The following is a 24,732-nucleotide window of genomic DNA, read 5'->3' on the forward strand; positions in this document are numbered from 1 at the left end:
ACGGCGGCGCAGCAATTGAGCTGAGCTTCTCTGACTTCACTAATGATGGCAGCGGCAACCTTACCTTTGGTAACTACACCTATGCCAACGGTGTGATCAGCTGGACTGAAACCGCGCCTGCTGAAGGTGACAGCATCACTGTCACCGCCACCCAAACCGATGCCGACAACAACACCTCGGCACAAGGGAAAGACACCGCAACGGTTGCCGATGAAACCGCGCCAAATGCACCAACTGTCATAATCCTAGATGACAATGCAGTGGTTGGTGCCCAAGGGCATATAAATGACGGCTGGCTAAATGCAGACGAAATTGCGTCTGGCGGTAACGGTATTCAACTACAAGTCAATGTTGATCATTCAGAGTTACTGCTAGGCGGAACTGTTACGCTAACTATCACGAATGGTACTCAGTTATCAGACGTAACTCTCAGCCTCAGTGGAACAGGAGAACTGATAGTTAACGGCTCTTCAAACACTGCAACGAGCCCTTTTAGTTACGATAATGGCACTATCACTTGGACAGAGACGACACCAGCAGCTGGTGAATCAATATCTGTCAGTGCCATACAGAGTGACATGGAAGGAAATGACTCAGCACCTGGCAGTGACATTGCAACAATAGCAACCGTCGATGCGAATGATGATGCACAAGGTAATTCATTTAGCGCAAGTGCAAGTTCTGAGAATAACTGGGGAACTGAAAATGGTAGCGTTGCAAACCCACTATTCACTATTAGTGCTAGAAACGCAGATGGTAGTGTTGGCACGGTTAATTACAATGGTCGTGGAGACGGTAAGCTGGGTGTATCTGGCTCGCCTAGAAGCTCTGGAGGGGTAGAAGAGCAAATTGAATTCAATGCTGAAACAGGTGAGTCAGAAGCCTTAATATTTGAGTTTAGTGGTTTAGTCAACACAGCGACCTTTAACGTCAGCAATATGTTTTCAAGTGAAGAAAATGGTGAGCAAGGAGTTTGGAAGGCATACTACCAAGGTCAACTTGTTGCAATGGATACTTTCAGAACTGAAACTGATAATAAAGGCGAGTTCACAATTGATACCGGTAAATTTGTCTTTGACACTCTAGTATTTGAAGCGACCTACGCCGTAAATGAGGAGTCTGAAACTAATCCTGGTGGGGACTCGTCAGATTACTTTTTAACCTCAATAATGGTATCTGGTCCTGAATTAGGTGGAAATGCATTAGTCGTTAATGAAGGAGAAATACTCTCTGCATCAACCATTGAAGCAGGTTTATTAGCCAATGACACTGACTCAGACCATTCTGAAACAGGACATTCACATGAGCACGCTGATTCATTTGAGATCACCGCAGTCAACGGAAATTCGCTTCCTGTTGGCAATGAAATAATACTTGATAGCGGCGCAAAATTAGTCATTTATGCTAATGGTACTTACAGCTATGATACTAATGGAGCTTTTGAGCACCTCTTAGCTGGTGAGCAAGCTACGGATACGTTTACCTATACAATTACAGATGAACATGGTGCAACGGATACTGCAACTGTCACTATTAATATTATAGGGAAAAATGATGTCCCAACGACATCTGACGGACAAGTAAGCGGCATTGAAGATACTGCAATCATATTAGAGTGGAAAGACTTCTCAATAACTGATCAAGACAACTCGAAATCAGAACTAACTATACAAGTCAGTCAGTTACCCAATAGTCAAAATGGCATACTCGAGTACTTTAATGGCAGCTCTTGGGTTGCAGTGACAACACAAGTGCTGCTTACAGCTGCAATGTTTGATGCAAATCAGGTACGCTTTTCACCTGCTGAAAATCAAGCTGATGGCGATGGATTAGCAACAGGCATAGGCAACAAAGGCTCCGCACTAGCCGAGTTTGAATTCGTCGTAACCGATGGAACCTCCACAAGTGACAGTTCCTCATTTACGATTAATATTGATGCTAGAGCAGATCAGCCAACACTCACTACACAGACGGGTAATATTGAGTGGGTTGATACCATTATCAATAATCAACTACCAACAGGTACAGTATCCTCAGGTGATAAGATCTTTGATATTGACGTTGAAGATTTCATGTCAGGGCGAAATCTAGTCGCAACAGAGGCAAACACTTATCTGCAAGGATCTGAAGTTCTTGGTAACTCCCTTAATGGCAACTCAGGCAATGATATCTTAGTTGGTGGCAATCAGATTGACACTCTGCATGGCAATGCAGGTAATGACATATTCTTCGGTGGCGGCCAAAATGATTCTATTTATGGCGGAGACGGTGTAGATACTGCGGTTTACCAAGGAAACTTTGCCGAATACACCATTACTTATCATGACGATCATTCAGTTACCCCATACATATTAATCAATGACAGTCTAAATAGAGATGCCAGTTCAGTTAACGCTGCAGCACTCGATGCTGGCGATCATTTGTATGAAGTTGAACGCTTAGTGTTTGCTGATGGGATCTATACCGTCAACCCAGACGGTACGCTAACTCAAGTACAAACCCAAGAAATTGCACTTGATATAGAAGCTTCTCTTGTTGATTTAGACGGCAGTGAAACACTATCAGATATTACCATCGAAGGATTACCCGAGGGAGCTTACCTATCTGCAGGTAATTACTTAGATAATGGCACTTGGTCTGTTACTCCGCAAGAGTTGAACGACTTAAAAATAAGAGTTGAAGAGGGTTACACTGGTGATAAAGAGTTTGCGCTTGATATTCGTGTAACCAGTACCGAATCTAGCAATAATGACAACGCTACCTCAACGATTACTTTAGATGTATCACTACGTGACCATAACTTTGATACTGGTACTAATGGCAACAATAATATTGATGGCACAGATAGTCACGATATCATTGTTAGTGACACATCAGGCATCCAGATTGTTCAGGGTGAAAACTATAATATCGCCTTTATATTAGACTCATCTGGCAGTATGGGTGGCGAAGCCGTTACCACAGCAAAAGCACAGTTAATAGAAGTTTTTAAAGTCCTGCAAGCTTCTGCCTCCGGTCAATATTCGGGTACTGTAAATATAGCCGTTATCGACTTCTCTGGTAGCGCAACTACAAGCATATCACTCAATATTAACGAGTTGGATATTGATGCTTTGGTCAATAATAGTGTCGATGCTTGGAACGATATTACTAGCGGCGGAAGAACAGACTATTTCGATGCCTTCAATGAAGCAACCAACTGGTTTTCCAGTGAGTTAGTTACAAATAACCAAGGTAACAATCTAACCTACTTCATTACAGATGGTAAGGATAATGAAGGCGGAAATGTCAGCAATGCATTTAGCTTATTAAATGCTGTTTCAGAAGTAGAAGCTGTAGGAGTTCACAATACATTAAACAGCTCTGACTTAACCGCTTACGACAGTGACGGTCTTGTTAGAGCTAAAGTCGATGTCAACAACTTATCTAGCGTAATTTTGGGCTCAGAAACCAATTTAATTCCAGGTGATGACCAATCAAACGGCGCTCAAGGTAACGACATTATTTTTGGTGATTTGACCCAGTTTGCAGGTATTGATGGTCAAGGCTTCACTGCATTACAAGCACTCGTAGCCCAAGAAACCTATACAAATGAAGCCAATGTATCTGTTCAAGATATTCACGCTTTCATTACAGCGAACCCAGAAATGTTTGATATCTCCAATGCTAATGATGGTGAAGATACCTTAAGCGGAGGTGAAGGTAATGACATTCTATTTGGCCAGGGTGCTAACGACCTGCTTATTGGTGGAGATGGTTCAGATACCTTAATTGGTGGTTTGGGTGATGACACCTTAACGGGTGGCGCAGATGCCGATACATTCATCTGGACAGCAACCTCTGTTGATGGCTCTGACATGACCGATCATATTACTGACTTCAACTTAGCAGAAGACAAACTCGACTTGAGCGATATTTTGCAAGGTGACTCAGTAAGTGAGCTACTACCATTCATAGAGTTTACCGATGTAAACGGCTCAACCAGTATTAATATTGATACAGACCAAAACGGTAGTTTCGATCAACACATCATTCTAGATGGTGTTGATCTGTTTGCCCAATTTGGTAGCGATGAATCCGATATCATTTCTGGTTTACTTGGAAGTAATGGTGATGGTGCTCTTATTGTGAGCAACTCCTCTGGAGAACCTCTAGTTCAGGCCGTTAACACGCCGGCCCCACTTGATGAACTAATAAATCAAAATGGAACAAACATACCATAACAAAGAAGATACAAGTGACCTGTGGCAAAACAGGTCACTTTGTCCGATACTTCAATAATAAATAATAACAAAATCTTAAGGATAACTTCCTATAGTGTCTGCATCAGATCCTAAGAATACTGAGCAATGGGCGATTTCGGCTTCACAACGAGTCATTGTCGACCCCCTGTTAGACAGTTTAGTTTTACTTACCGAGCATTTCGGTAGCCCTTGCTCTAGTGACTCTCTAGCGGCAGGACTGCCAATGCAGGGACACGTATTAACGCCAGAGTTATTACCTCAGGCTGCTAGCCGAGCAGGCTTAGCCGCCAAGTTATCTCGTAAAGGATTAAACGAGATATCAGATATCATGCTGCCTTGCATTTTATTATTAAAAGACAAGAAAGCCTGCCTTTTGCGTGAACTTGATATTGATAAAGATCGTGCAGTTATTCAGCTCCCTGAAACGGGAGGTAAAGAAGTTTTATCAATAGAAGAACTTGAAGCACTTTACGTTGGCTACTTGTTCTTAGTTAAACAAGAGTATCGTGGAGATATGGGATTGGATGTCCATCTTCATGACAACAAATCTCACTGGCTATGGCAAACCGTAAAAGATTCCGCACCTATTTATAGAGATGCATTAATCGCATCAGTACTCGTCAACTTATTTGCCTTAGTTTCACCACTATTCATTATGAATGTGTATGACAAGGTTGTTCCTAATCTCGCTTTTGACTCTTTATGGGTACTAGCCATTGGTGCCGGTATTGCCTACATATTTGACTTAATACTTCGCCAATTAAGAAGCTACTTGATAGATGTTGCAGGGAAAAAAGTTGATATTATTGTATCTTCTAAGCTTTTCGCCAAAGCAATAGGCATTCCTCTAGAAAAGCGATCCCCAAGCGTTGGTGGCATGGCAAAGCAACTCGGGGAATTTGACAGTATTCGCGATATTCTCACTTCGGCCACAATCACCACTTTAGTTGACCTTCCTTTTGCATTTTTCTTTTTAACTATTATCTATATTGTTGCTGGCGACCTTGCCATCATCCCTCTCTTAGGCGGCATAATTATTATTGGTTACACCTTGATTATGCAGCCAAAACTAAAAACTGCTATTGATGAAAGTAACAAATTCTCTGGGCTTAAGCACGGTCATTTAATTGAATCGTTAGCCTCCATTGAGTCAATTAAGTCCAGTGGTGCTGAAGGGCTAGTGCAAAAAAGTTGGCAACAAATGATTGGCCATACTGCAAATTGGCAGCTTAAATCGAAAAAAATCACCACATCGGTGACAAATATGGCAACTTTTGTCGTGCAAACGTCGGTTATTTTTGTGGTTATTTTAGGTGTCTATCGAGTCGCAGAAAATGAAATATCAATGGGTGGAATTATTGCAGCAGTTATTCTTTCTAGCCGAGCGATTTCTCCTATGGCGCAATTAGCAGGTTTAATGACTCGCGGCAATCAAACCGCTAGCGCATTACGCCAATTAGATGAACTCATGACTCAAGAAGATGAATTTGAAAACAAAGGCCACTTGGTAAGTCGACAGCGACTAATGGGGCAAATAAGCGCTCATCATATGGGCTTTAGCTACCCAGGTGCAGAGCGCCCGATTTTGCACCCTTTATCAATTAATATCGCTCCTGGAGAGCGAATAGCAATTATTGGCCGTAACGGTTCGGGAAAGAGTACTTTAGCTAAGCTTTTGGTTGGACTATTTAAGCCAACAAAGGGCAGCCTGACTTATGATGGTCTTGACTCAGAGCAAATCCACCCAAGTGATTTAAGACGGAACTTCGGCTACTTACCACAAGATATAACACTCTTTCATGGCACTATTCGTGACAACATTTTATTTGGTACACGCCAAGTTACTGAGCACCAGCTTATTCGAGCGGTACAGTTATCGGGGATCAACCTGTTCACAAATTTAGAATCCGAAGGCTTAGATCAACAAGTCGGTGAAGGGGGGCGCGAGCTATCACGCGGCCAACGACAAACAATTGCGCTAGCTCGAGCAACATTAAACGATCCTCCAGTTTTACTTATGGATGAACCAACTGCAAGCTTAGATGCCCGTGCAGAAAAGCAATTTATCCATGCTATGCATAACGTTAGTAAAGATAGAACGCTATTACTTATCACCCATAAGATGCATTTACTTAATCTCGTTGACCGCATTATAGTACTCGACCGTGGTCACATTGTTGCTGATGCCCCTAAAACAGAAGTACTCAAAAAGCTAAATGATGGACTTTTAGCAGGAGCGGCAAAGAAATGAGTAAGCACCTAACTACAAACGATCTAGAAATGGTCGATGACGTATATGGTGCCATGATGACGGATGCACCAACGAGTCACAGACTCACTATTTGGGCATTATCCGCTTTAGTTGTGACTTTTATCACCTGGGCTTATTTTGCTGAACTTGATCAAGTAACAACGGGCATGGGTAAGGTTATTCCTTCATCTCAGGTGCAAGTGATTCAAAGTTTAGACGGCGGTATTTTGCAAGACATGTACGTTCAAGAAGGGCTTATTGTCACCAAAGGACAGCCATTAGCTCGTATTGATGCCACACGATTTCAATCAGACTTTGCTCAGCAAGAGCAAGAAGTTAACAGTCTACTTGCCAATGTTATCCGCCTAAAAACCGAACTTAATAGCATCACGATCTCAGGGATCAATAATGATTGGCGCGAGCAAGTAAAAATATCTCCTCAAACATTAGTGTTTCCAGCCCCCCTTGAAGAAACAGAAGCAGAACTTACCCGCCGTCAACGTGAAGAATATGTCGGTAGGCTCGATAATCTAAGTAACCAACTAGAGATCCAAGCGCGACAAATTCAGCAACGTAATCAAGAGATCCAAGAACTAGCTTCCAAGATCAAAACACTTACAACCAGTTTCCAGTTAGTCTCTAGAGAACTTGAACTCACTCGCCCCTTAGCAGAGAAAGGTATTGTTCCTGAAGTTGAATTATTAAAACTTCAACGTGTTGTAAACGATATTCAAGGCGAGTTAGCCTCACTTCGTTTATTACGTCCTAAAGTTAAATCGACCATGGACGAAGCGATTTTAAAACGCCGAGAATCTGTACTCATTTACGCCGCAGACAGCCGAGCCCAGCTTAATGAAATGCAAACAAAGCTCTCTCGTATGAATGAAGCACAAGTAGGTGCACAAGATAAAGTTAGCAAAGCGGAGATTATTTCACCTGTAAACGGCACAGTAAAAAGCGTACATATAAATACCTTAGGCGGCGTTGTTCAGCCTGGGGTCGATATTATTGAGATTGTGCCTTCTGAAGACAAGCTACTAATAGAAACTAAGATTATTCCTAAAGATATCGCTTTTTTACATCCAGGGTTACCCGCTGTAGTGAAGATTACCGCCTATGACTTCACCCGTTACGGGGGCTTAAAAGGTGTTGTAGAACATATAAGTGCTGATACTACACAAGATGAAGAAGGCAACAGCTTTTATATCGTAAAAGTAAGAACTGAATTTTCAAGTTTAACAAAAGATGACGGTACTAAAATGCCCATCATACCAGGCATGCTTACCTCGGTTGATGTAATAACAGGGCAAAGATCTGTTTTAGAGTACATACTTAATCCAATATTACGGGCTAAAGACACTGCGCTCAGAGAGCGCTAAGCCCTATAAGGTAACCAGGAGGGGTCTATATGGATAACAGTACAATCCGGCAGCTAAAACGCGGTGCTTTAGCACTTGCCGTTAGCACACTGATAGTTCCAACGTCAGCGTACAGCCAAACACTTGAGCAAGCAGTAGCGCATACACTTGATACCAATCCAGAGATTCGGATTGCATTTAATCGATTTAAAACACGTGAAGAGCAGGTCAGTCAAGCTGTTGCTGGCTATATGCCGACAGTTGACATAAGCGCTGGTTATGGCTGGGAGCAGACCAACAGCCCATCAACTCGTAGACGAGCAGGGCAAGGCAGTGTCGATGATGATGGCGTGATCGAACTGGAACGAGGTGAAGCAGGTTTCAGTATTAAACAAATGCTTTTCGATGGCTTTTATACCAGCAGTGAAGTTGACCGTTACAGCTTTGAAGCCAGTGCCGAGCAATGGGCACTATTTGCCGCAGCAGAAGACATGGCACTCGATGTAGCTAAAGTTTACATCAATTATATTCGCAGCGAGCAAGTACTAACACTTGCAGAGAAAAATCTCGAAAGTCATAAAGAGATCTACAGCCAAATCAAGCAACGTACAGATTCAGGCTTAGGCTCTACTGCAGATTTATCTCAAATTACCGGCCGTTTAGCTCGTGCAAATGCTAACGTCATTTCAGCGCGTAATAACTTTTACGATGCTAAATCCCAATTTGTTAGAATCGTTGAGCAAGAACCTGAAGATATGATTGTGCCAGTACCTGATGCTGACATGCTTCCTGCAGATCTAGGGACTAGCATCATTATGGCTCAAGACAATCATCCTATTCTCAAGTCTGCAGCGAGTGATATTTACGCCGCAAAAAATGAGCGAGACTCTGCACAATCCAATTATTACCCTAAGCTCAGCTTGGAACTTGAAGGTAACTGGAATAATGATCTTGATGGTGAAGATGGATACTCAGCTATAGCTAGCAACAATGTCGGTGGGCACAGCAATGACCTCGTTGCCATGGTACGAGTAAAGTACAACCTATTTTCAGGTGGTCGAGATCTCGCTAGAGAAAAAGAAGCCGCCTACAAAGTTGGTGAAGCCAAAGAAATCCGTCAAAGCGCACACAGGCAAGTCGTTGAAGGAGCAAACTTAGCTTGGAATGCCTACGAGCTGCTTACACCACAAAAGATGTATATACGTGACCATGTTATTGCAGCCAAAGACACTCAGGTTGCTTATAGCCAGCAGTTTAATCTAGGTCAACGAAGCTTATTAGATTTACTCGATACCGAGAATGAACTATTTGAAGCACGAAAAGATTATTTAGAATCTGAATACGATGAAATCATTGCTCAATACAGAGTGTTAAATGCCACAGGACAATTACTTGATTCCTTACGTGTAACCAGACCCGATGTTTGGCAAGGCGAGCGAGACTATGAGGGAGGAGTCCCACAATGAAAATCTTATTAATTCTATTGGGTATCATGACATTAAGTGGTTGCTCAATGCGTGATATAGCCACTATGGATGAGCCTACTGTCCAAGTGAACGATCTCAGCGATATAGATCATGATGGGGTGATTGTTGCACGAGAGCGCTGTACCGATACAGCACTAGGTGCCACTATCGACAATTATGGCTGTGGAAAAATAAAACCTATCAATGAGCGTCAAGAGCTTAAGGTTTTGTTCGCCAATGACTCTTTTTACATTGCACCAGAGTATTATCCACAAGTTGAAGTCATCGCGACATTCATGCGTGAATTCCCAAATACTCAGGCTGTGATTGAAGGCCACTGTAGCAAAACCGGCTCTCATGAACACAACCAAAAGCTCTCTCAGAATAGAGCTAATGCTGTGAGTGCTCTATTGACTGAACGCTTTGGTATTGAATCTAATAGACTAAGTGCTGTAGGTTATAGCTTCGACCGCCCTATTGACCCTACACATACAGCTGCGGCGCACAAAGTTAATCGTCGAGTAATTGCGGAGTTGACAGGAGATGACACCACAGCGGACATGAAATGGCACATCTATACCGTCGACGAAGAAGTTAACTAGGAGTTGTAACTAAGCATCATGATTGGCAGGCTTTATCCATTAAAAAATATACGAAAAGTCTGCCAATTTAAATTGACGGTATTAGGGCTGTCTGTTTTTTGTCTTTATGCCGCTCCCAAAAAAGAGCTAGATTCAATCCATATTACCCAAACAATAGAGTCACAGTATGGTGAACGCGCGGGTAAGCGAATCAGAGCTTGGTTTAAAATTCTAGATGAAGCAAAGGACTTACAAGATAGCGACAAAATTTTGATGGTTAATAATTTTTTTAATCTGTTTCATTTTGTCGATGATATAAAACTTTGGGGAAATAAGAACTACTGGGCTACGCCCATGGAGTTTATAGGAGTCAGTGGTGGTGACTGTGAAGATTTTTCAATCGCCAAATACTTTACTCTACTTCAACTCGGTGTTTCAGAAGATAAGCTGCGAATTACTATGGTTAAAGCAACCACAGTAAACCAATACCATATGGTGCTCGCTTATTATGAAACCCCCTCTTCTATTCCTCTCGTTTTAGACAATCTTGATAAACAAATAAAACCAGCAACCCAGAGAACAGACCTATTACCTGTATATAGCTTTAATGGTCGACAGCTATGGTTAAATAAAGAAAAAGGACGAGGTGTTCTAGCTGGCTCTTCATCTAAGCTGGCGAAATGGAATGACCTACAACACCGCTTGGGAGTTGAAAGACTCAACCAACCCAAAATCAAACTGGAGTAGTAAATAAGATGACCCTGTTTCGACAGATATACACACTACTATTTGTACTATTTTTGTTAGTTGTGACCAGCTTAAGCTATGTGCAGTTTACCGAAACACAAAGCTTTTTGACCAAACAAATGGAATCCGATCTCAATAATACCAGCCACTCATTAGGTATTATGTTAGTCCCCGATCTAGAAGCGGGGGATATTGTTGGTGCAGAAACACTGATTAACGTCATTTTTGAAGGTGGATATTACCAAGAGGTCAAACTCACTTGGTTAGTGGATGGCAAACAACAAGTTTGGCAAAACCCCATAACAATTGATGGTGTACCGCAGTGGTTTATCGATTTAGACCTCTTCAAAACAATCAAACGAGAAAGCATCATTACGTCGGGTTGGATCCAATTAGCACGTCTAGAAATTGTTGCTCACCCAGGGTTTGGTTACCATGAACTTTGGCGCACAATGACAAATGCGACAATCGTATTTTCCATTCTATTTTTAATCGCAATCATCTCTGCACGTATTGGTTTAACTTGGATATTAAGACCACTTCACAATATTGCTGAGCATGCTAAAGATATCGCTAATCGTAAATTTGGACCAGATTTAACACTGCCTAGAACCGCTGAATTAAAATCTGTTGTTCAAGCTTTTAACAGCATGTCAGATCAGCTTAAACAAATTTTTAGCTCTTTAGATGAAGAGGTTGGAGAACTAAGAAAGAAAAACTTGATAGATCAAGTATCTGGACTCCCAAATCGCCAGTATATGATGGGGCAATTAAACAGCTGGCTAAGTGAGCCGAAAAGTGGTGCATTGATGATGGCGAAGTTTAACTGGCTTGAAGAAGTCCATAGTAAATATGGTTATCAAGTCCGTGATGAAACCATTCGCTTGCTATCAGAAAAGATGAAGCAACATTTGGATGGTGTAACTCCTTCAGTAATAGCACGTATCGCAGCCTACGAATTTGCCTTTTTAATTGATAGCTCAGAGCATGAGCAAACCAGTAAATATTTACAAACGCTTATCCGCACTATCAACCAAGAGGTATCTAAAGCAGGTTGTAAGCCTAATGAAGACTTCGCCATAGGCATCGCCGAGCGTATAGGCCAAATGTCAGTAACTGATATTCTTGCTCAATCAGATAACGCCCTACAAAAAGCGCTACAGGACAATCAAGTTTTCCATTGGTTCGAAACCAACGAAAAGCAATTATTTACTCGTGAACAATGGCGTGATCATTTAAACAGCGCAATTAGCGATGGTCAGTTTAAGTTTAAATGGCAACCTGTTTTATTAAACGAAACCGAGTCCGTCTTACAACGAGAGCTATACTGCCAACTGGAAATTAACCAGAAAATGGTTCAAGCAGGTCAGTTTATGCCCTATGTAGAACTACTGTCTTTGGGAACCCAATTGGACAAAAGTCTCATTGAAGCTGTTCATAGTAAAAAACTATTGGAAAAGAACTTCGAACCAATTGCAATTAACTTAACTTTCCAAAGTATGGGTGATATTGAATTCCATCAATGGCTTAATAAGTTTTTGCGCGCATCTCCATTAAGTTCACGTATTTGTTTCGATATACCAGAAGCAGCCATTTATAGTAACCCTGAGGCCTGTGAAGCGCTTTGTACAATTATCCGTGACAATGGGGCACACTTTGGCATCGACCACTTTGGTCGCCAATTTGGATCGATGTCCTACCTTCAAGATTTACGTCCTCGTTACGTCAAACTCGATCAATCTTTTGCTTATTATGATGAAAGCGAGCACAGCAGTGAGCTTTGTCGCGCACTTATTAATGTTGCCAAAGGCTTGGATATTGAAGTTATCGTCACTGGTATAGAGGAAGAAGAACAGCTTGAACGCTTTATCCCATTAAAAACAAATGCGTATATGGGCTATATCTCGCCTCCTATCGCAATAGACTAATTAAAAACATACAAAGGCCTCCAAGAGGCCTTTTTTATTCCCTAGACAAAATTTAACGCTTCATACCAAGAGTGTTTCACAAAGTCATCTCTCTTTTTCTGCTCAAGATAAACCTAAAACCTCTCAACTTCTCAACTTCTCAACTTCTCAAAAGACTTCATGTGAAAATGCTTGCATGAACGAAAGAATAAGAATTCCAGCTCTTTTTGCAGCAAATAGAAACAAAAAAAGCCTCTCGATTTCTCGAAAGGCTTAATATAAAAGTGGTCGCATGACAAAAGAGTGAGGATTCGAATCCGTAGCGATATATGACAGATACAAAAAAGCCTCTAAATTTCTCTAGAGGCTTCATGTAAAAGTGGTCGGTGATAGAGGATTCGAACCTCTGACCCTCTGGTCCCAAACCAGATGCGCTACCGGGCTGCGCTAATCACCGAAAATCTTTTGTCTTACTTAACTTGCTAAATATCGAGTAAACTCGCTATTTATAAATGTGGTCGGTGATAGAGGATTCGAACCTCTGACCCTCTGGTCCCAAACCAGATGCGCTACCGGGCTGCGCTAATCACCGAGTCTTTTACAACATTTAAAGCGTTAGGAAAATGGGGTGACTGATGGGGTTCGAACCCACGACAACCGGAATCACAATCCGGGACTCTACCAACTGAGCTACAATCACCACTGATATTTCCTACTAACAAGCCTCGTTTCCATTCTGGTGCACCCAGAAGGATTCGAACCCTCGGCCTCACCCTCCGGAGGGGTGCGCTCTATCCAGCTGAGCTATGGGTGCCTTGCCTTGTTAGCGGGGCACATAATAGGTCCAAATCGCCTCGCCGTCTACACTTGTTTTGCTTTTTTTCGTGATTTTACGTGCGTTCGCTCAAGATTTGAGTCATTTGTGCATTTTTTTATCGTAACGCGTCAAAATAATGACTTGGATGAGCTAAGAATTCATGTTATCAATAGGGATTAGTCCAAATCCTAATCAAATTAAAATAATAGCGATTGACGGAACAGCATGTTTAGGGAAGAAACATCTCAGTCAAAACATACACTGAGGCTACATAAAAGGATTGCTCGCTTAAAAGCACTAGCTCTTAAGTATAAACGCGCCGAAATCACTCAAAACGCTTTGTTAGAGATATCTAACTTTGCGGCGAGCGTGACCACGCCAAAAGAGTTCTATTCATCTTTGCATAAATCAGTTAATGAACTGATCCCTGCCGACAACTTTTTTATTGCAACTATAAACTCCACCAACGGCAAGCTTGAAGTCCCATTTTTCCTAGACGAGAAAGACGCTCACCCGGACGATTGCTACCCTGATGAAGATTTATCTGAAACCTTATACAGTGGGTTAACCGGTTACGTACTCAGAACAGAACAAACATTGATCTGTAATGACGAGCTCTATCAACAACTCGCCAAATCAAAAGCTATCGCTTTACGTGGTAGCACCTGTCATCAATGGATAGGTACGCCCATAAAAAGTGCTGATCAAACAATAGGTGTTCTAGTTTTCCAGAGCTACAGCCCTAATGTTGTTTATTCAGAAATAGAAATAGAGCTGATGAATTTTATTAGCCACCATATCTCAGGCGTTATTCAACGTTTAGATAACCAAGAGCAGTTAGAGCAAGCGATTGATACTCGAACTAAAGAGCTCAGCATCGCCTATAACAAGCTAAAACAAGAAGTTTATGAACGTCGCCGCGCCGAACGCCTACAAAAGTCGTTGTTTGAAATTGCAGACCTAGCTAACTCTAATATCGACAATCAACAGTTTTATAGTGAGATCCACCGGGTGATTAGCCACCTTTTGCCAGTGAACAACTGCTTTATTTCACTGTTAAACGAACAAAGAAACACACTAACCTTCCCTTACTTCGTGTCTCAGTTTGATCTAGAGCCACCAAAGTCGAGACCATTGAGCGATGGTCTTACCGAATATATTTTGCTTAACCATAAGCCTAGATTACTTGAAAAAGCCGATATTAACGCGCTTATCGCATCTGGCGAGCTCTACAAGGCGGCGCCAGAGCTTAACGACACTAAAGAGATCAATCAGTGGATTGCCGTGCCATTATTTATCCACGGTCAAGTTAGCGGTGCATTGACTATATATAGCTATAGCTTTAGCCAAAACTACCAAGAGAAAGATCTTGAACTACTCACTTTTGTTTCACAGCACATAGCCACAGCAATTGAGAAAAAACTCTCCGCTGAGTCTCTCAAACTGAGTTATGAGCAACTAGAAGATAAAGTTAATCAACGGACCCAGGCATTAGCAGATGCTAATAATGATTTAGAAAAAGAGATCAGCCAACGTAAACGAATTGAACGCCAATTGGTCCATGATGCTAAACACGATAATTTAACTGGTTTACCTAACCGCTCTATGTTTATGGAGCGCCTAACCCAAGCGATAAAGCACGTTCGCCGACATACATTAAATCGATTCGCCGTACTGTTTATTGATATGGATCGCTTTAAGCTCCTCAACGATACCTTAGGTCACTTAGAAGGTGACAGGTTTCTTATTGAAACAGCCAAACGCCTAAAGCTATGTATACGCAGTAACGACATGCTTGCAAGACTCGGCGGAGATGAATTTGTCATTCTTCTCGATTCTATTAGTGGCTCTCAGGATGCTGAAGACGTTGCCGAAAGAGTTTTAGCCGAGCTATCTAAACCTTATCAACTCGTCAATCAGAAATTTAATTCCAGTGGCAGTATCGGGATTTCGATGAGCGACCAGAACAGGTCCGACACTAGCGAATCTATTTTACGTGATGCAGATACAGCAATGTATCAAGCCAAGTCTCAAGGGAAAGGTTGCTTTGTTATTTTCAATAATAACGTTAATAAGCAGCAAATCACTGATATCAAACTTGAGAACGAGCTCAAGTCAGCAATGAGTAATAAGCAACTACAAGTGAGTTACTTACCAATTATGGGGTTAAGTACTAACAAGGTGGTTGGTCTGGAACCAAGATTATTCTGGCATCATCCAACTTTGGGGAAGATTAAGCAGAATCAATTAAATAATATTGCCGAACATTGCAACATGATTATTGAACTGGATAATTATATGCTCGACATGGTTAATGGTAGTTTTGATACATTCCAAGACGTTTATGATGATGCTCTAAAACTGCATTTATCGATTTCTAGTCAACACCTTAATCACAAGTATGCACTACGCGCCCTTAAAAATAGACTGAAACAGTTTGATGTTGATAGGAGTAAAGTCACTTTATTCTTCGATGAAAAAGCCTTTGTCCAAAATACCAATAATCATATTTGCGCTTTTGAAAGCTTAAGTCCACTGAATGTGAAGCTAGGAATTGAAGGTTACGGTAGTGCTCACAGCGCAATTAGCAGCCTGACATTTTTACCCGTCGATGCATTAAAACTCGATCCAAGCTATTGCAGCCATCTAGAGAACAGTCAACATCTAAAGCTTGTGAAAGCTTATTTTAGTGCAGCCCAAGCAATGGAAATCGCAGTGTTTGCTGTTGGAGTAAATACCTCACAGCAGCAACAAGTTCTGAAAAACATCGGCTTTCAGGTGGGGCAAGGAGTTGTTTTAGGCGAGGTTATTGAGTGCCCGGCCGAAGCCAAAACAGATAACGTCACTGACCAAGAGTGTGCATAACAGTGCTATGCACACTCTCGGTCAAGCACACTACTTATTCTTAAACATATCTCTTAAGTTAGCGATATTCGATTTACCTGATTGCTGCATCTGCTCAGCCGTTTGCACTGGCTTACGGTTTTCCCAGATTAAGTCATCTTGCGGCAATTCCATCAAGAAGCGACTTGGCTCACAACGAATAGTTTCACCAAACTGACGACGTTCGCGACAAATCACAAACCACAATTCTTTTTGTGCTCGAGTAATCCCTACGTAAGCTAAGCGGCGCTCTTCATCGACGTTGTCTTCATCAATACTGCTTTGATGCGGCAAAATGCGTTCTTCTGCGCCCACCATAAACACATACGGGAACTCCAAACCTTTAGAAGCGTGTAAGGTCATTAGCTGCACCTGATCGCCGCCCTCGTCTTCACTATTACGCTCCATCATGTCGCGCAACGTTAAACGAGTCACCACTTCAGGCAGCGTCATGCCCTCATCTAAGTCGTCACCTTGCAGCATTTCAGTGACCCAACGGTATAGCTCTGAAATGTTCTTCATGCGCATTTCAGCCGCTTTAGCACTAGTGCTAGTTTCGTATAGGTAATCTTCGTAATTAATTTTACGAATGAGCTGCTTAACTGCATCAACAGGATCGCCACGCTCAGCTAAATCACCGGTTTCAACCACAAAGCGACCGAAGTGATACAAGCTCGACATCGCCGCAGGCGGCAGCTCGTGATTTAAGTCAGCCTCAAAGATGGCGGCAAACATGGAAATTTGCTTTTGGTTAGCAAAATTGCCCAAACGTTCAAGTGTTGCAGGGCCAATACCACGCTTTGGTAGGTTCACAATACGTAAAAAGGCATTGTCATCATCCGGATTCACGATTAAACGCAAATAAGCCATGATGTCTTTAATTTCAGCACGACCAAAGAAAGACGTACCACCGCTGAGCTTATAGGGAATGCGGTTAGTCATTAGTGCACGTTCAAGCAAGCGTGACTGATGGTTACCACGATACAAAATCGCGTAATCACCATAGCTAGTACGGCCGACGAATTTATGGCGGATCATTTCCGCAATCACTCGCTCCGCTTCTTGCTCTTCATTAGCCGCAATGAGCACACGAATAGGTTCACCATAAGCCAACTCACTGAATAGCGCTTTCTCATACACATGCGGGTTATTGGCAATCAAAATGTTGGCAGCGCGCAAAATACGCTGACTGGAACGATAGTTCTGCTCCAGTTTAATCAGTTTTAACTTAGGAAAATCTTTACCCAGTAGCACTAGGTTTTGCGGTTTAGCGCCACGCCATGAGTAAATAGACTGGTCATCATCACCTACCACGGTAAAGCGAGCACGCTCACCCACCAGCAACTTCACCATCTCATATTGACTAGTGTTGGTATCTTGATACTCATCCACCAGCATATATTGAATACGGGTTTGCCAGCGGGTTCTCACCTCTTCATTATGCCTCAGCAATAATGTCGGCATTAAAATCAAGTCATCAAAATCGAGTGCGTTATAAGCCTTCATATGTTGGGCATAACGCTGATAAAGCAATGCAAATAACTGTTGCTGCTCATCCTTAGCAATTTTTCGCGCTTGCTCCGGGATCACTAAATCACCTTTCCAATTGGAAATGGTACTAGCTAATAACTTGAGCAGATCTTTATCTTCATCCAACTCGACTTCAGTTAGCTCTTTTAGCAATGCAAAAGTATCTTGGTCATCAAACAGTGAAAAACCAGGCTTTAAGCCAACAACCTTATGCTCACGCTTAATGATCTCAAGCCCTAACGTATGGAAAGTGGAGATCCATAATCCACGCGCTTCTTTACGCCCCATAGACTGCGAAACACGCTCTTTCATCTCGCGTGCTGCTTTGTTAGTGAAGGTTACCGCAGCAATATTGCGGGCTTTATAGCCACACTTTTCCACCAAGTAAGCAATCTTATTAATAATTACTCGGGTCTTACCACTGCCAGCACCCGCAAGTACTAAGCAAGGGCCGCTTACATAGTGAACGGCATCATTTTGTCCGGGATTGAGCTTCATGGATACGTTAAAACCAAGATATTGAGGAAGGCATTAAAAGACGAATGATAGCAGAAACGCCGATGCGAACGGAAAAGTTATCGACAATATCTGCACTGCTTAAATTTATTACTACATTTATCACTAATCAAGTCATTAACTTAAGCGGTGCTGTACTAATTTTGTTCTTATTATTACTTGCGATTATTTAAAAGGCTTACTAGAATAATGAATGAACGTTCACTCATTATAGTTGTTATTATGCACAGCAAACGAAATCTTATATTGCGCGCAGCAGAAAAAATCATCTCCACCGGCGGTATTCAAGGCCTATCTATGCAGCAAGTTGCTAACGAAGCTGGCGTTGCCGCAGGCACTATTTATCGCTATTTCAAAGATAAAAATGAGCTGATCTTAGAACTCAGAAAAGATGTGCTGTCTCAAGTTGCAGCCGCAATATTACAAGATCATCAAATCGGTACACTTGAAGAACGCTTCAAACGTATCTGGATGAAAATGCATGAATATGGCAAGCAAGCCTCACCAACCAATTTGAGTTATGAGCAATACGCTCACCTACCTGAAAGTAATACTGAAGAGATCCGTGCCCTCGAAATGAAGTTGTTTGAACCTTTGCATCGTCTGTTTGAAGAAGGTTTAGAGCAAGGCGTTATTCAACCACTGCATCCGCGTGCACTATACGCCATCGCTATGGAGCCCTCTATGGCAATGGCCAGAGCAATACGACGCGGCCTCATTCAGTATGACCAAAAAGATATCACGCTCGCTTGCGATCTATGCTGGCGAGCGATTTTAATCCCAACCACACCGACAAACTAAAGGAGTTATCAGGACATGAAAAAGTGGACCCTGGTGATGATCATCATTGCTGTACTGGCCTTCGGCTCAGTCATTGGTTTTAATCTTTTTATTAAAGGAAAAATTGCCGATGCAATTGCCAATATGCCTGAAGCGGTAGCGCCTGTTACTGCTATCAATGTGCAAGAAGGCACATGGCAGCCAACGATTAATGCCATCGGATTTGTCGAGCCTAATCAAGGCGTCACAATCGCCAACGAACTTTCTGGTGTGGTATCAGCAATCAAATTTGAAAACGGTAGTCCGGTAACCGCCGGCCAGATGCTAGTTGAAATTGATTCGAAAGTAGAAAAGGCTAACTTAAAGAGTAAACAAGTACAGCTACCCGCTGCCGAAGCTGACTTTAAGCGTCTAAGTAAACTCTACAAGCAAAACTCAGTATCAAAACAAGACCTTGATAACAGCCAATCTAAGTACCTAGCATTAATGGCTGATATTGAAAGCTTAAGTGCCACCATTGATCGCCGCGAAATCAAAGCACCTTTTGCAGGCTTAGTTGGTATTCGTAACGTTAACTTGGGTGAATACCTGCAAACCGGTACTGACATCGTGCGCCTTGAAGATATCAGCACTATGAAAATCCGCTTTACCATTCCGCAAACTCAGCTATCGCGTATCGCTACAGGGCAAACCGTGCATGTGTATGTTGATGCTTACCCTACTGAACCGTTTGAAGGGGTGATTTCAGCTATCGAGCCGGCGGTATTTTATCAAAGTGGTCTAATCCAAGTGCAAGCCCAAATACCTAATAGCGATGCTAAATTGCGTAGTGGTATGTTCGCCAAAGTGGACATTCAATTACCTGAACTGACTCAGCAAGTGGTACTGCCACAAACAGCCATTAGCTTCACCCTTTACGGCGACTCTGTTTATCTAATCGAAGAAAAAACAGAAAATGGCGAGCAAGTTAAGCGCGTTAAGCAAGTGAATGTCAAAGTACTTGAACGTGACGACATTAACGCCTTGATCAGCGGTAGTATTAAAGCCGGCGATAGCGTCGTGACCTCAGGTCAAGTTCGCTTAAGTAACAATAGTAAAGTCAAAGTGACTGAGGATGATGCATTAACCCCTCCAGCCACATTGCCACAGCTGTAAGCGGAGGTTAGGCAATGCGCTTTACTGATATATTTATCCGCAGGCCGGTACTTGCGGCCTCAATTAGCTTTCTGATTTTACTACTGGGCTTTTATTCGCTTAAAAGCATGCAAGTACGTGAATATCCAGAGATGACTAACACCGTTGTCACTGTCACCACCAGTTACTACGGCGCCGATTCAAACTTAATTCAAGGATTTATTACTCAGCCTTTAGAGCAAGCCCTAGCTCAAGCTGACAACGTTGACTTTATGACGTCTGATAGTTTTTTAGGTAGCTCTAAAATCTCTGTGTATATGAAGCTCAATACCGATCCCAATGGTGCCTTAGCCGATATTCTAGCTAAGGTAAACTCGGTACGCTCTCAACTGCCAAAAGAGGCAGAAGATCCAACCGTTGAGATGTCGACAGGTGCGCAAACATCTGCCCTTTACATCTCGTTTTACAGTGACCAAATCAACTCAAGCCAGATCACCGATTATTTAGAGCGTGTGGTAAAGCCAGAGCTATTCACTATTGACGGTGTTGCCAAAGTTAACCTCTACGGCGGTATTAAATACGCCATGCGTATATGGTTAGATCCGGCTCGTATGGGCGCGTTTAATCTATCTGCAACAGACGTGATGAACGTCCTCCAGACAAATAACTACCAGTCTGCAGTGGGACAAACCAACAACACCTTTACGCTGTTAAATGGCACAGCTGATACTCAAGTTGCCACCGTTGACGAGCTGAAGAAACTGGTTATTGGCAGTAAAAATGGCTTAGTTATTCGTCTAGGTGATATTGCGACAGTAAACCTTGAGAAAAGCCATGATGTATACCGCGCCTTAGCTGACGGCCAAGAGGCCGTTGTCGTGGGCCTAGATGTGACGCCAACAGCAAACCCACTGGTTGTAGCAGCAGATGCAAGAGCCATGATGCCGCAAATTGAGCGTAACTTGCCTATCTCAATGAAGGCTCGTGTGCTCTATGACTCATCACTGGCAATTGATGAATCAATCAATGAAGTTATCAAGACCATTGGCGAAGCAGCATTAATCGTTATCGTGGTTATCACTCTATTCTTAGGTTCGTTCCGTGCGGTCATCATTCCAATTGTGACTATTCCACTGTCGCTGATTGGTGTGGCAGTTATCATGCAGATGTTCGGTTTTACCCTTAATCTGATGACACTACTGGCAATGGTACTTGCCATTGGTTTGGTGGTGGATGACGCCATCGTGGTGGTGGAAAACGTCGACAGACATATCAAGCTAGGTGAAACGCCATTTAGAGCGGCGATTATCGGTACCCGTGAAATCGCGGTACCCGTGATTTCAATGACTATCACGCTAGCGGCTGTATATGCGCCGATTGCACTGATGGGGGGTATCACAGGTTCACTGTTTAAAGAGTTTGCCTTAACCCTTGCGGGAGCCGTATTTATCTCTGGTATTGTGGCACTGACCTTGTCACCTATGATGTGCTCAAAAATCCTTAAAGCACACTCAGAGCCAAACCGTTTTGAGCGCGGGGTTGAGAACTTCTTAAACGGATTAACAAGTCGCTATAACCGCATGCTAACCGCTGTGCTTGATAAGCGCCCAGTGGTGATTGGCTTTGCGTTTATCGTATTTGCATCTTTACCTATCTTATTTAGCTTTATTCCGTCAGAACTGGCGCCGAATGAAGATAAGAGCGTGGTGATGATGATGGGTACTGCACCATCGAGCGCTAACCTAGATTATGTGCAAGCTAATATGACATTAGTCACCGACATGATCAGCGCTCAACCAGAAGCTGCAGCATCTTTAGCATTCGTCGGTGTACCTAACGCCAACCAAGCCTTTGGTATTGCGCCACTAGTGCCTTGGAGCGAACGCGACAAGAGCCAAAAGCAGATGCAGGAGTTCTTTGGTAAAGAAGTGAAAAACGTACCAGGCATGGCAGTAACCACCTTCCAAATGCCTGAGCTACCGGGCGCTTCAAGTGGTCTACCTATCCAGTTTGTTATCACTAGCTCAAGTTCATTTGAGAGCTTATTCCAAATTGGTTCAGGCGTACTTGAAAAAGTGCAGCAAAGTCCGCTGTTTGTATACTCAGAGGTGAACTTAAAGTTCGACTCAGGTTCAATGAAGATCCATATTAAGCGTGACGTTGCCGGTGCCTACGGCATCACCATGCAAGATATCGGTCTAACCCTTACCACCATGATGAGTGATGGTTACGTCAACCGTATCAACTTAGACGGTCGCTCGTATGAGGTGATCCCACAAGTGGAACGAGCATTGCGTGCTAACCCTGAAGCGCTAGCGGGTTATTACCTCACCGCAGCTGACGGTCGTTCAATCCCACTGTCGAGTTTAGTGGATGTAGAGATCATCTCAGAGCCACGCTCATTGCCACACTTCAACCAGATGAATGCAATTACCGTAGGTGGGGTTGCAGCGCCAGGTGTTGCTATTGGTGATGCAATTGCCTTCCTTAAGAACATTGGTGATAACGAATTACCAAAAGGTTACAGCTATGACTTCTTAGGTGAAGCGCGTCAATACGTGACTGAAGGTTCGGCACTGTATGCGACCTTTGCATTAGCGTTAGCAATCATCTTCTTGGTACTAGCAAGTCAATTTGAAAGCCTTAAGGATCCTTTGGTTATCTTGGTATCGGTGCCTTTAGCGATAAGCGGTTCTCTAGTTGCCTTAGGTTGGACTCATGTGTTCGGTCTATCGTCAATGAACATCTACACCCAGGTCGGCTTGATTACCTTGGTAGGTCTTATCACTAAGCACGGTATCTTAATGTGTGAAGTAGCCAAAGAAGAGCAACTGCATAATGCCTTGAGTAAAATGGACGCCATTAAGCATGCTGCGACGATTCGCTTACGTCCAATCTTAATGACCACTGCGGCGATGATAGCGGGTCTAATCCCACTATTGTTTGCTTCAGGTGCAGGTGCTGTTGCCCGCTTTAATATTGGCCTTGTGATTGTGTCAGGTCTTGCTATTGGTACCGTATTTACCCTGTTCGTTCTACCAGTAATTTATACCTACTTGGCAGAAAAACATGAACCTCTACCAGTATTTGATGAAACATTAAATACGCAAGAGAACAAAGCTTCCCACGCTTAACTTGTAAACCAAAACAAAAGCCTGCAGTAATGCAGGCTTTTTTATTATGCATTGGTTTATCGAGCTTTGATTCACACTCAATGGTGATTATTTTGGCAATACTGATAGCCTAAGGTACAATCAAAACATACACAGCATTATGCACTTGAGCGGATACAAACAATGATTAACCCGAAAAAAATTGAAGAAGTCGCTAAGCAATTAAGCGAAAACCTTCCTAGTGGATTAAAGCAATTTGCAGGCGAATTTGAAGAACGTAGCAAGCAGGTACTGCAAAACCAACTACAAAAATTAGATGTGGTATCTCGCGAAGAGTTCGAAGTGCAGCAACATGTTTTAATCAAAACTCGTGAAAAATTAGAAGCATTACAAGCACAAGTTGATGCACTTGAAGCTAAATTAAACGCTGAAGACTAGTTCCAATAAGTTCTTAGGTTTAATCAAAAAGAGCAGCTAATACTGAGTATATTAGCTGCTCTTTTTTGTATTTATGCTATTGAAGCACAACCGCTAACAATCCTCGCTAGTACTTCCCTCTAATGCTTTAGCAAGCAAAATAATGCTACAAGCCAGCAAAGCTAAGTCTTTCACAATAAACTGACCGCTGCCGGTGAGCATAGCAAAACCCATACTGGTTTCGTATGCTGGTAGGCTAATCACAAACGTTTGCGTGGCGGCAAACGTCAACGCAGCAATACTGAGCCCCGCAATATAAGCATTTTTAGACCAAGGCAGTAACGCGATACCAGCAACTGCAATCAATTCAATTACGCCGATAAAGTAAGACCCGTGCAGCACGCTAAACACATCATAAATCCAACTAAATAGCGGACTGGTGCGCATCAAGCCCTCAATGCCATCAGCCTCATATTGGGTAAACTTCATGCCGCCAATCCACAGCATCACCAGCACGATTCCGGCTAACATTAACTTCTCAGCTAGGCGGTTAATGGTTTTGTTGCCACTGTAAAATGAACTAATAAACAAGGCTAAGCCAACGATGCCTAGGTACTTAATCAATCCTTGCCCAGCACCAATTGCCGGAAAGCCACCTAAACTGTCGAGCCAGACTGGATGAGTGAACATCATCAGCAAAGGCACAGTGGCTAAACTTGCGTATAGGTAAAGCAGCACTTGCGCCCAACGTTGCTGCGGTACAATCAATGCAACCACCACCAGCAGTTGTACAACCCCTAAAATCGGTGCAAGCCAAGGCAACGCAGGCAAGCCAACTTCCATTAATTGCTGAGTAAAATAACTGGCATCCGCGGCACTAAAGCGTGGCATTGCCGTGAGAAGTAAAAAGATTGCAAGTAAACTACGAGCAATCAATAAACGGGTTTGAACGGATATCTTTATCGGTGATCTTGGCATGTAAGGCTCC

At 42.7% G+C, this 24,732-nt stretch carries 14 protein-coding genes and 4 tRNA genes; 12 read left to right on the plus strand and 6 right to left on the minus strand.

The features are described 5' to 3' along the window. From L2748_RS17820 to L2748_RS17850, 7 genes are all read left to right on the plus strand, one after another. The coding region (locus L2748_RS17820; RefSeq protein WP_276521626.1) for a type I secretion C-terminal target domain-containing protein at window positions 1-4,223 on the plus strand (4,223 nt) is incomplete at its 5' end. 94 nt (window positions 4,224-4,317) lie between these two features. Then, entirely contained in the window at window positions 4,318-6,495 is a 2,178-nt protein-coding gene (locus L2748_RS17825) for a type I secretion system permease/ATPase (protein ID WP_220781549.1), read from the plus strand. Continuing rightward, window positions 6,492-7,874 carry an HlyD family type I secretion periplasmic adaptor subunit gene (locus L2748_RS17830; protein ID WP_220781548.1) on the plus strand — a complete coding sequence of 461 codons (1,383 nt, stop codon included), beginning with the start codon at window positions 6,492-6,494 and terminating at the stop codon, window positions 7,872-7,874. Before L2748_RS17825 ends, L2748_RS17830 begins: the two co-directional genes overlap by 4 nt. 29 nt (window positions 7,875-7,903) lie before the next feature. Beyond that, window positions 7,904-9,319: a TolC family outer membrane protein gene (locus L2748_RS17835; RefSeq protein WP_220781547.1), complete on the plus strand. Its 1,416-nt coding sequence runs from the start codon at window positions 7,904-7,906 to the stop codon at window positions 9,317-9,319. Further along, window positions 9,316-9,921 carry an OmpA family protein gene (locus tag L2748_RS17840; protein WP_220781546.1) on the plus strand — a complete coding sequence of 202 codons (606 nt, stop codon included), beginning with the start codon at window positions 9,316-9,318 and terminating at the stop codon, window positions 9,919-9,921. The genes L2748_RS17835 and L2748_RS17840 overlap by 4 nt, the downstream gene beginning before the upstream one ends. 18 nt (window positions 9,922-9,939) lie before the next feature. Beyond that, a complete protein-coding gene (locus L2748_RS17845; protein ID WP_220781545.1) occupies window positions 9,940-10,647 on the plus strand; it encodes a transglutaminase-like cysteine peptidase in 708 nt (235 codons plus the stop codon). Window positions 10,648-10,655: 8 nt separating this feature from the next. Continuing rightward, window positions 10,656-12,575, plus strand: coding sequence for a bifunctional diguanylate cyclase/phosphodiesterase (locus L2748_RS17850; RefSeq protein ID WP_220781544.1), 1,920 nt, complete (start codon window positions 10,656-10,658; stop codon window positions 12,573-12,575). Between the two features lie 359 nt (window positions 12,576-12,934). On the opposite strand, the gene L2748_RS17855 is transcribed toward L2748_RS17850, so the two are convergent. From L2748_RS17855 to L2748_RS17870, 4 genes are all read right to left on the minus strand, one after another. Continuing rightward, window positions 12,935-13,011 (minus strand) — tRNA-Pro (locus L2748_RS17855). 58 nt (window positions 13,012-13,069) lie between these two features. Next, window positions 13,070-13,146 (minus strand) — tRNA-Pro (locus L2748_RS17860). Window positions 13,147-13,178: 32 nt separating this feature from the next. Next, window positions 13,179-13,254: transfer RNA gene (locus L2748_RS17865), tRNA-His, on the minus strand. A 37-nt stretch (window positions 13,255-13,291) separates the two neighbouring features. Beyond that, a tRNA-Arg gene (locus tag L2748_RS17870) sits at window positions 13,292-13,368 on the minus strand. A 228-nt stretch (window positions 13,369-13,596) separates the two neighbouring features. On the opposite strand from L2748_RS17870, the gene L2748_RS17875 reads away from it, so the two are divergent. Beyond that, a complete protein-coding gene (locus L2748_RS17875; protein WP_220781543.1) occupies window positions 13,597-16,236 on the plus strand; it encodes a bifunctional diguanylate cyclase/phosphodiesterase in 2,640 nt (879 codons plus the stop codon). Between the two features lie 30 nt (window positions 16,237-16,266). Here L2748_RS17875 and rep read toward each other — a convergent pair whose 3' ends face one another. Then, window positions 16,267-18,282, minus strand: a complete 2,016-nt coding sequence (gene rep, locus L2748_RS17880) for a DNA helicase Rep (RefSeq protein WP_220781542.1) — start codon at window positions 18,280-18,282, stop codon at window positions 16,267-16,269. 207 nt (window positions 18,283-18,489) lie between these two features. Here rep and L2748_RS17885 point away from each other — a divergent pair, with 207 nt between their 5' ends. The 4 genes from L2748_RS17885 (at window position 18,490) to ubiK (ending at window position 23,765) form a co-directional block, all read left to right on the plus strand. Further along, entirely contained in the window at window positions 18,490-19,101 is a 612-nt protein-coding gene (locus L2748_RS17885; protein ID WP_220781541.1) for a TetR/AcrR family transcriptional regulator, read from the plus strand. Window positions 19,102-19,116: 15 nt separating this feature from the next. Then, complete coding sequence (locus L2748_RS17890; RefSeq protein ID WP_220781540.1) at window positions 19,117-20,235, plus strand: efflux RND transporter periplasmic adaptor subunit; 1,119 nt, start codon at window positions 19,117-19,119, stop codon at window positions 20,233-20,235. A gap of 14 nt (window positions 20,236-20,249) precedes the next feature. Continuing rightward, entirely contained in the window at window positions 20,250-23,348 is a 3,099-nt protein-coding gene (locus L2748_RS17895) for a multidrug efflux RND transporter permease subunit (protein ID WP_220781539.1), read from the plus strand. Between the two features lie 162 nt (window positions 23,349-23,510). Continuing rightward, the gene (gene ubiK / locus L2748_RS17900) at window positions 23,511-23,765 is read left to right on the plus strand and encodes a ubiquinone biosynthesis accessory factor UbiK (protein WP_028767932.1); all 255 of its coding nucleotides are present in this window, start codon (window positions 23,511-23,513) and stop codon (window positions 23,763-23,765) included. Between the two features lie 93 nt (window positions 23,766-23,858). Here ubiK and L2748_RS17905 read toward each other — a convergent pair whose 3' ends face one another. After that, window positions 23,859-24,722, minus strand: a complete 864-nt coding sequence (locus L2748_RS17905) for a DUF417 family protein (protein WP_220781538.1) — start codon at window positions 24,720-24,722, stop codon at window positions 23,859-23,861. Between the last annotated feature and the right edge of the window lie 10 nt (window positions 24,723-24,732).

This window comes from Shewanella sairae, from assembly GCF_023283535.1.
GTDB lineage: Bacteria > Pseudomonadota > Gammaproteobacteria > Enterobacterales > Shewanellaceae > Shewanella > Shewanella sairae.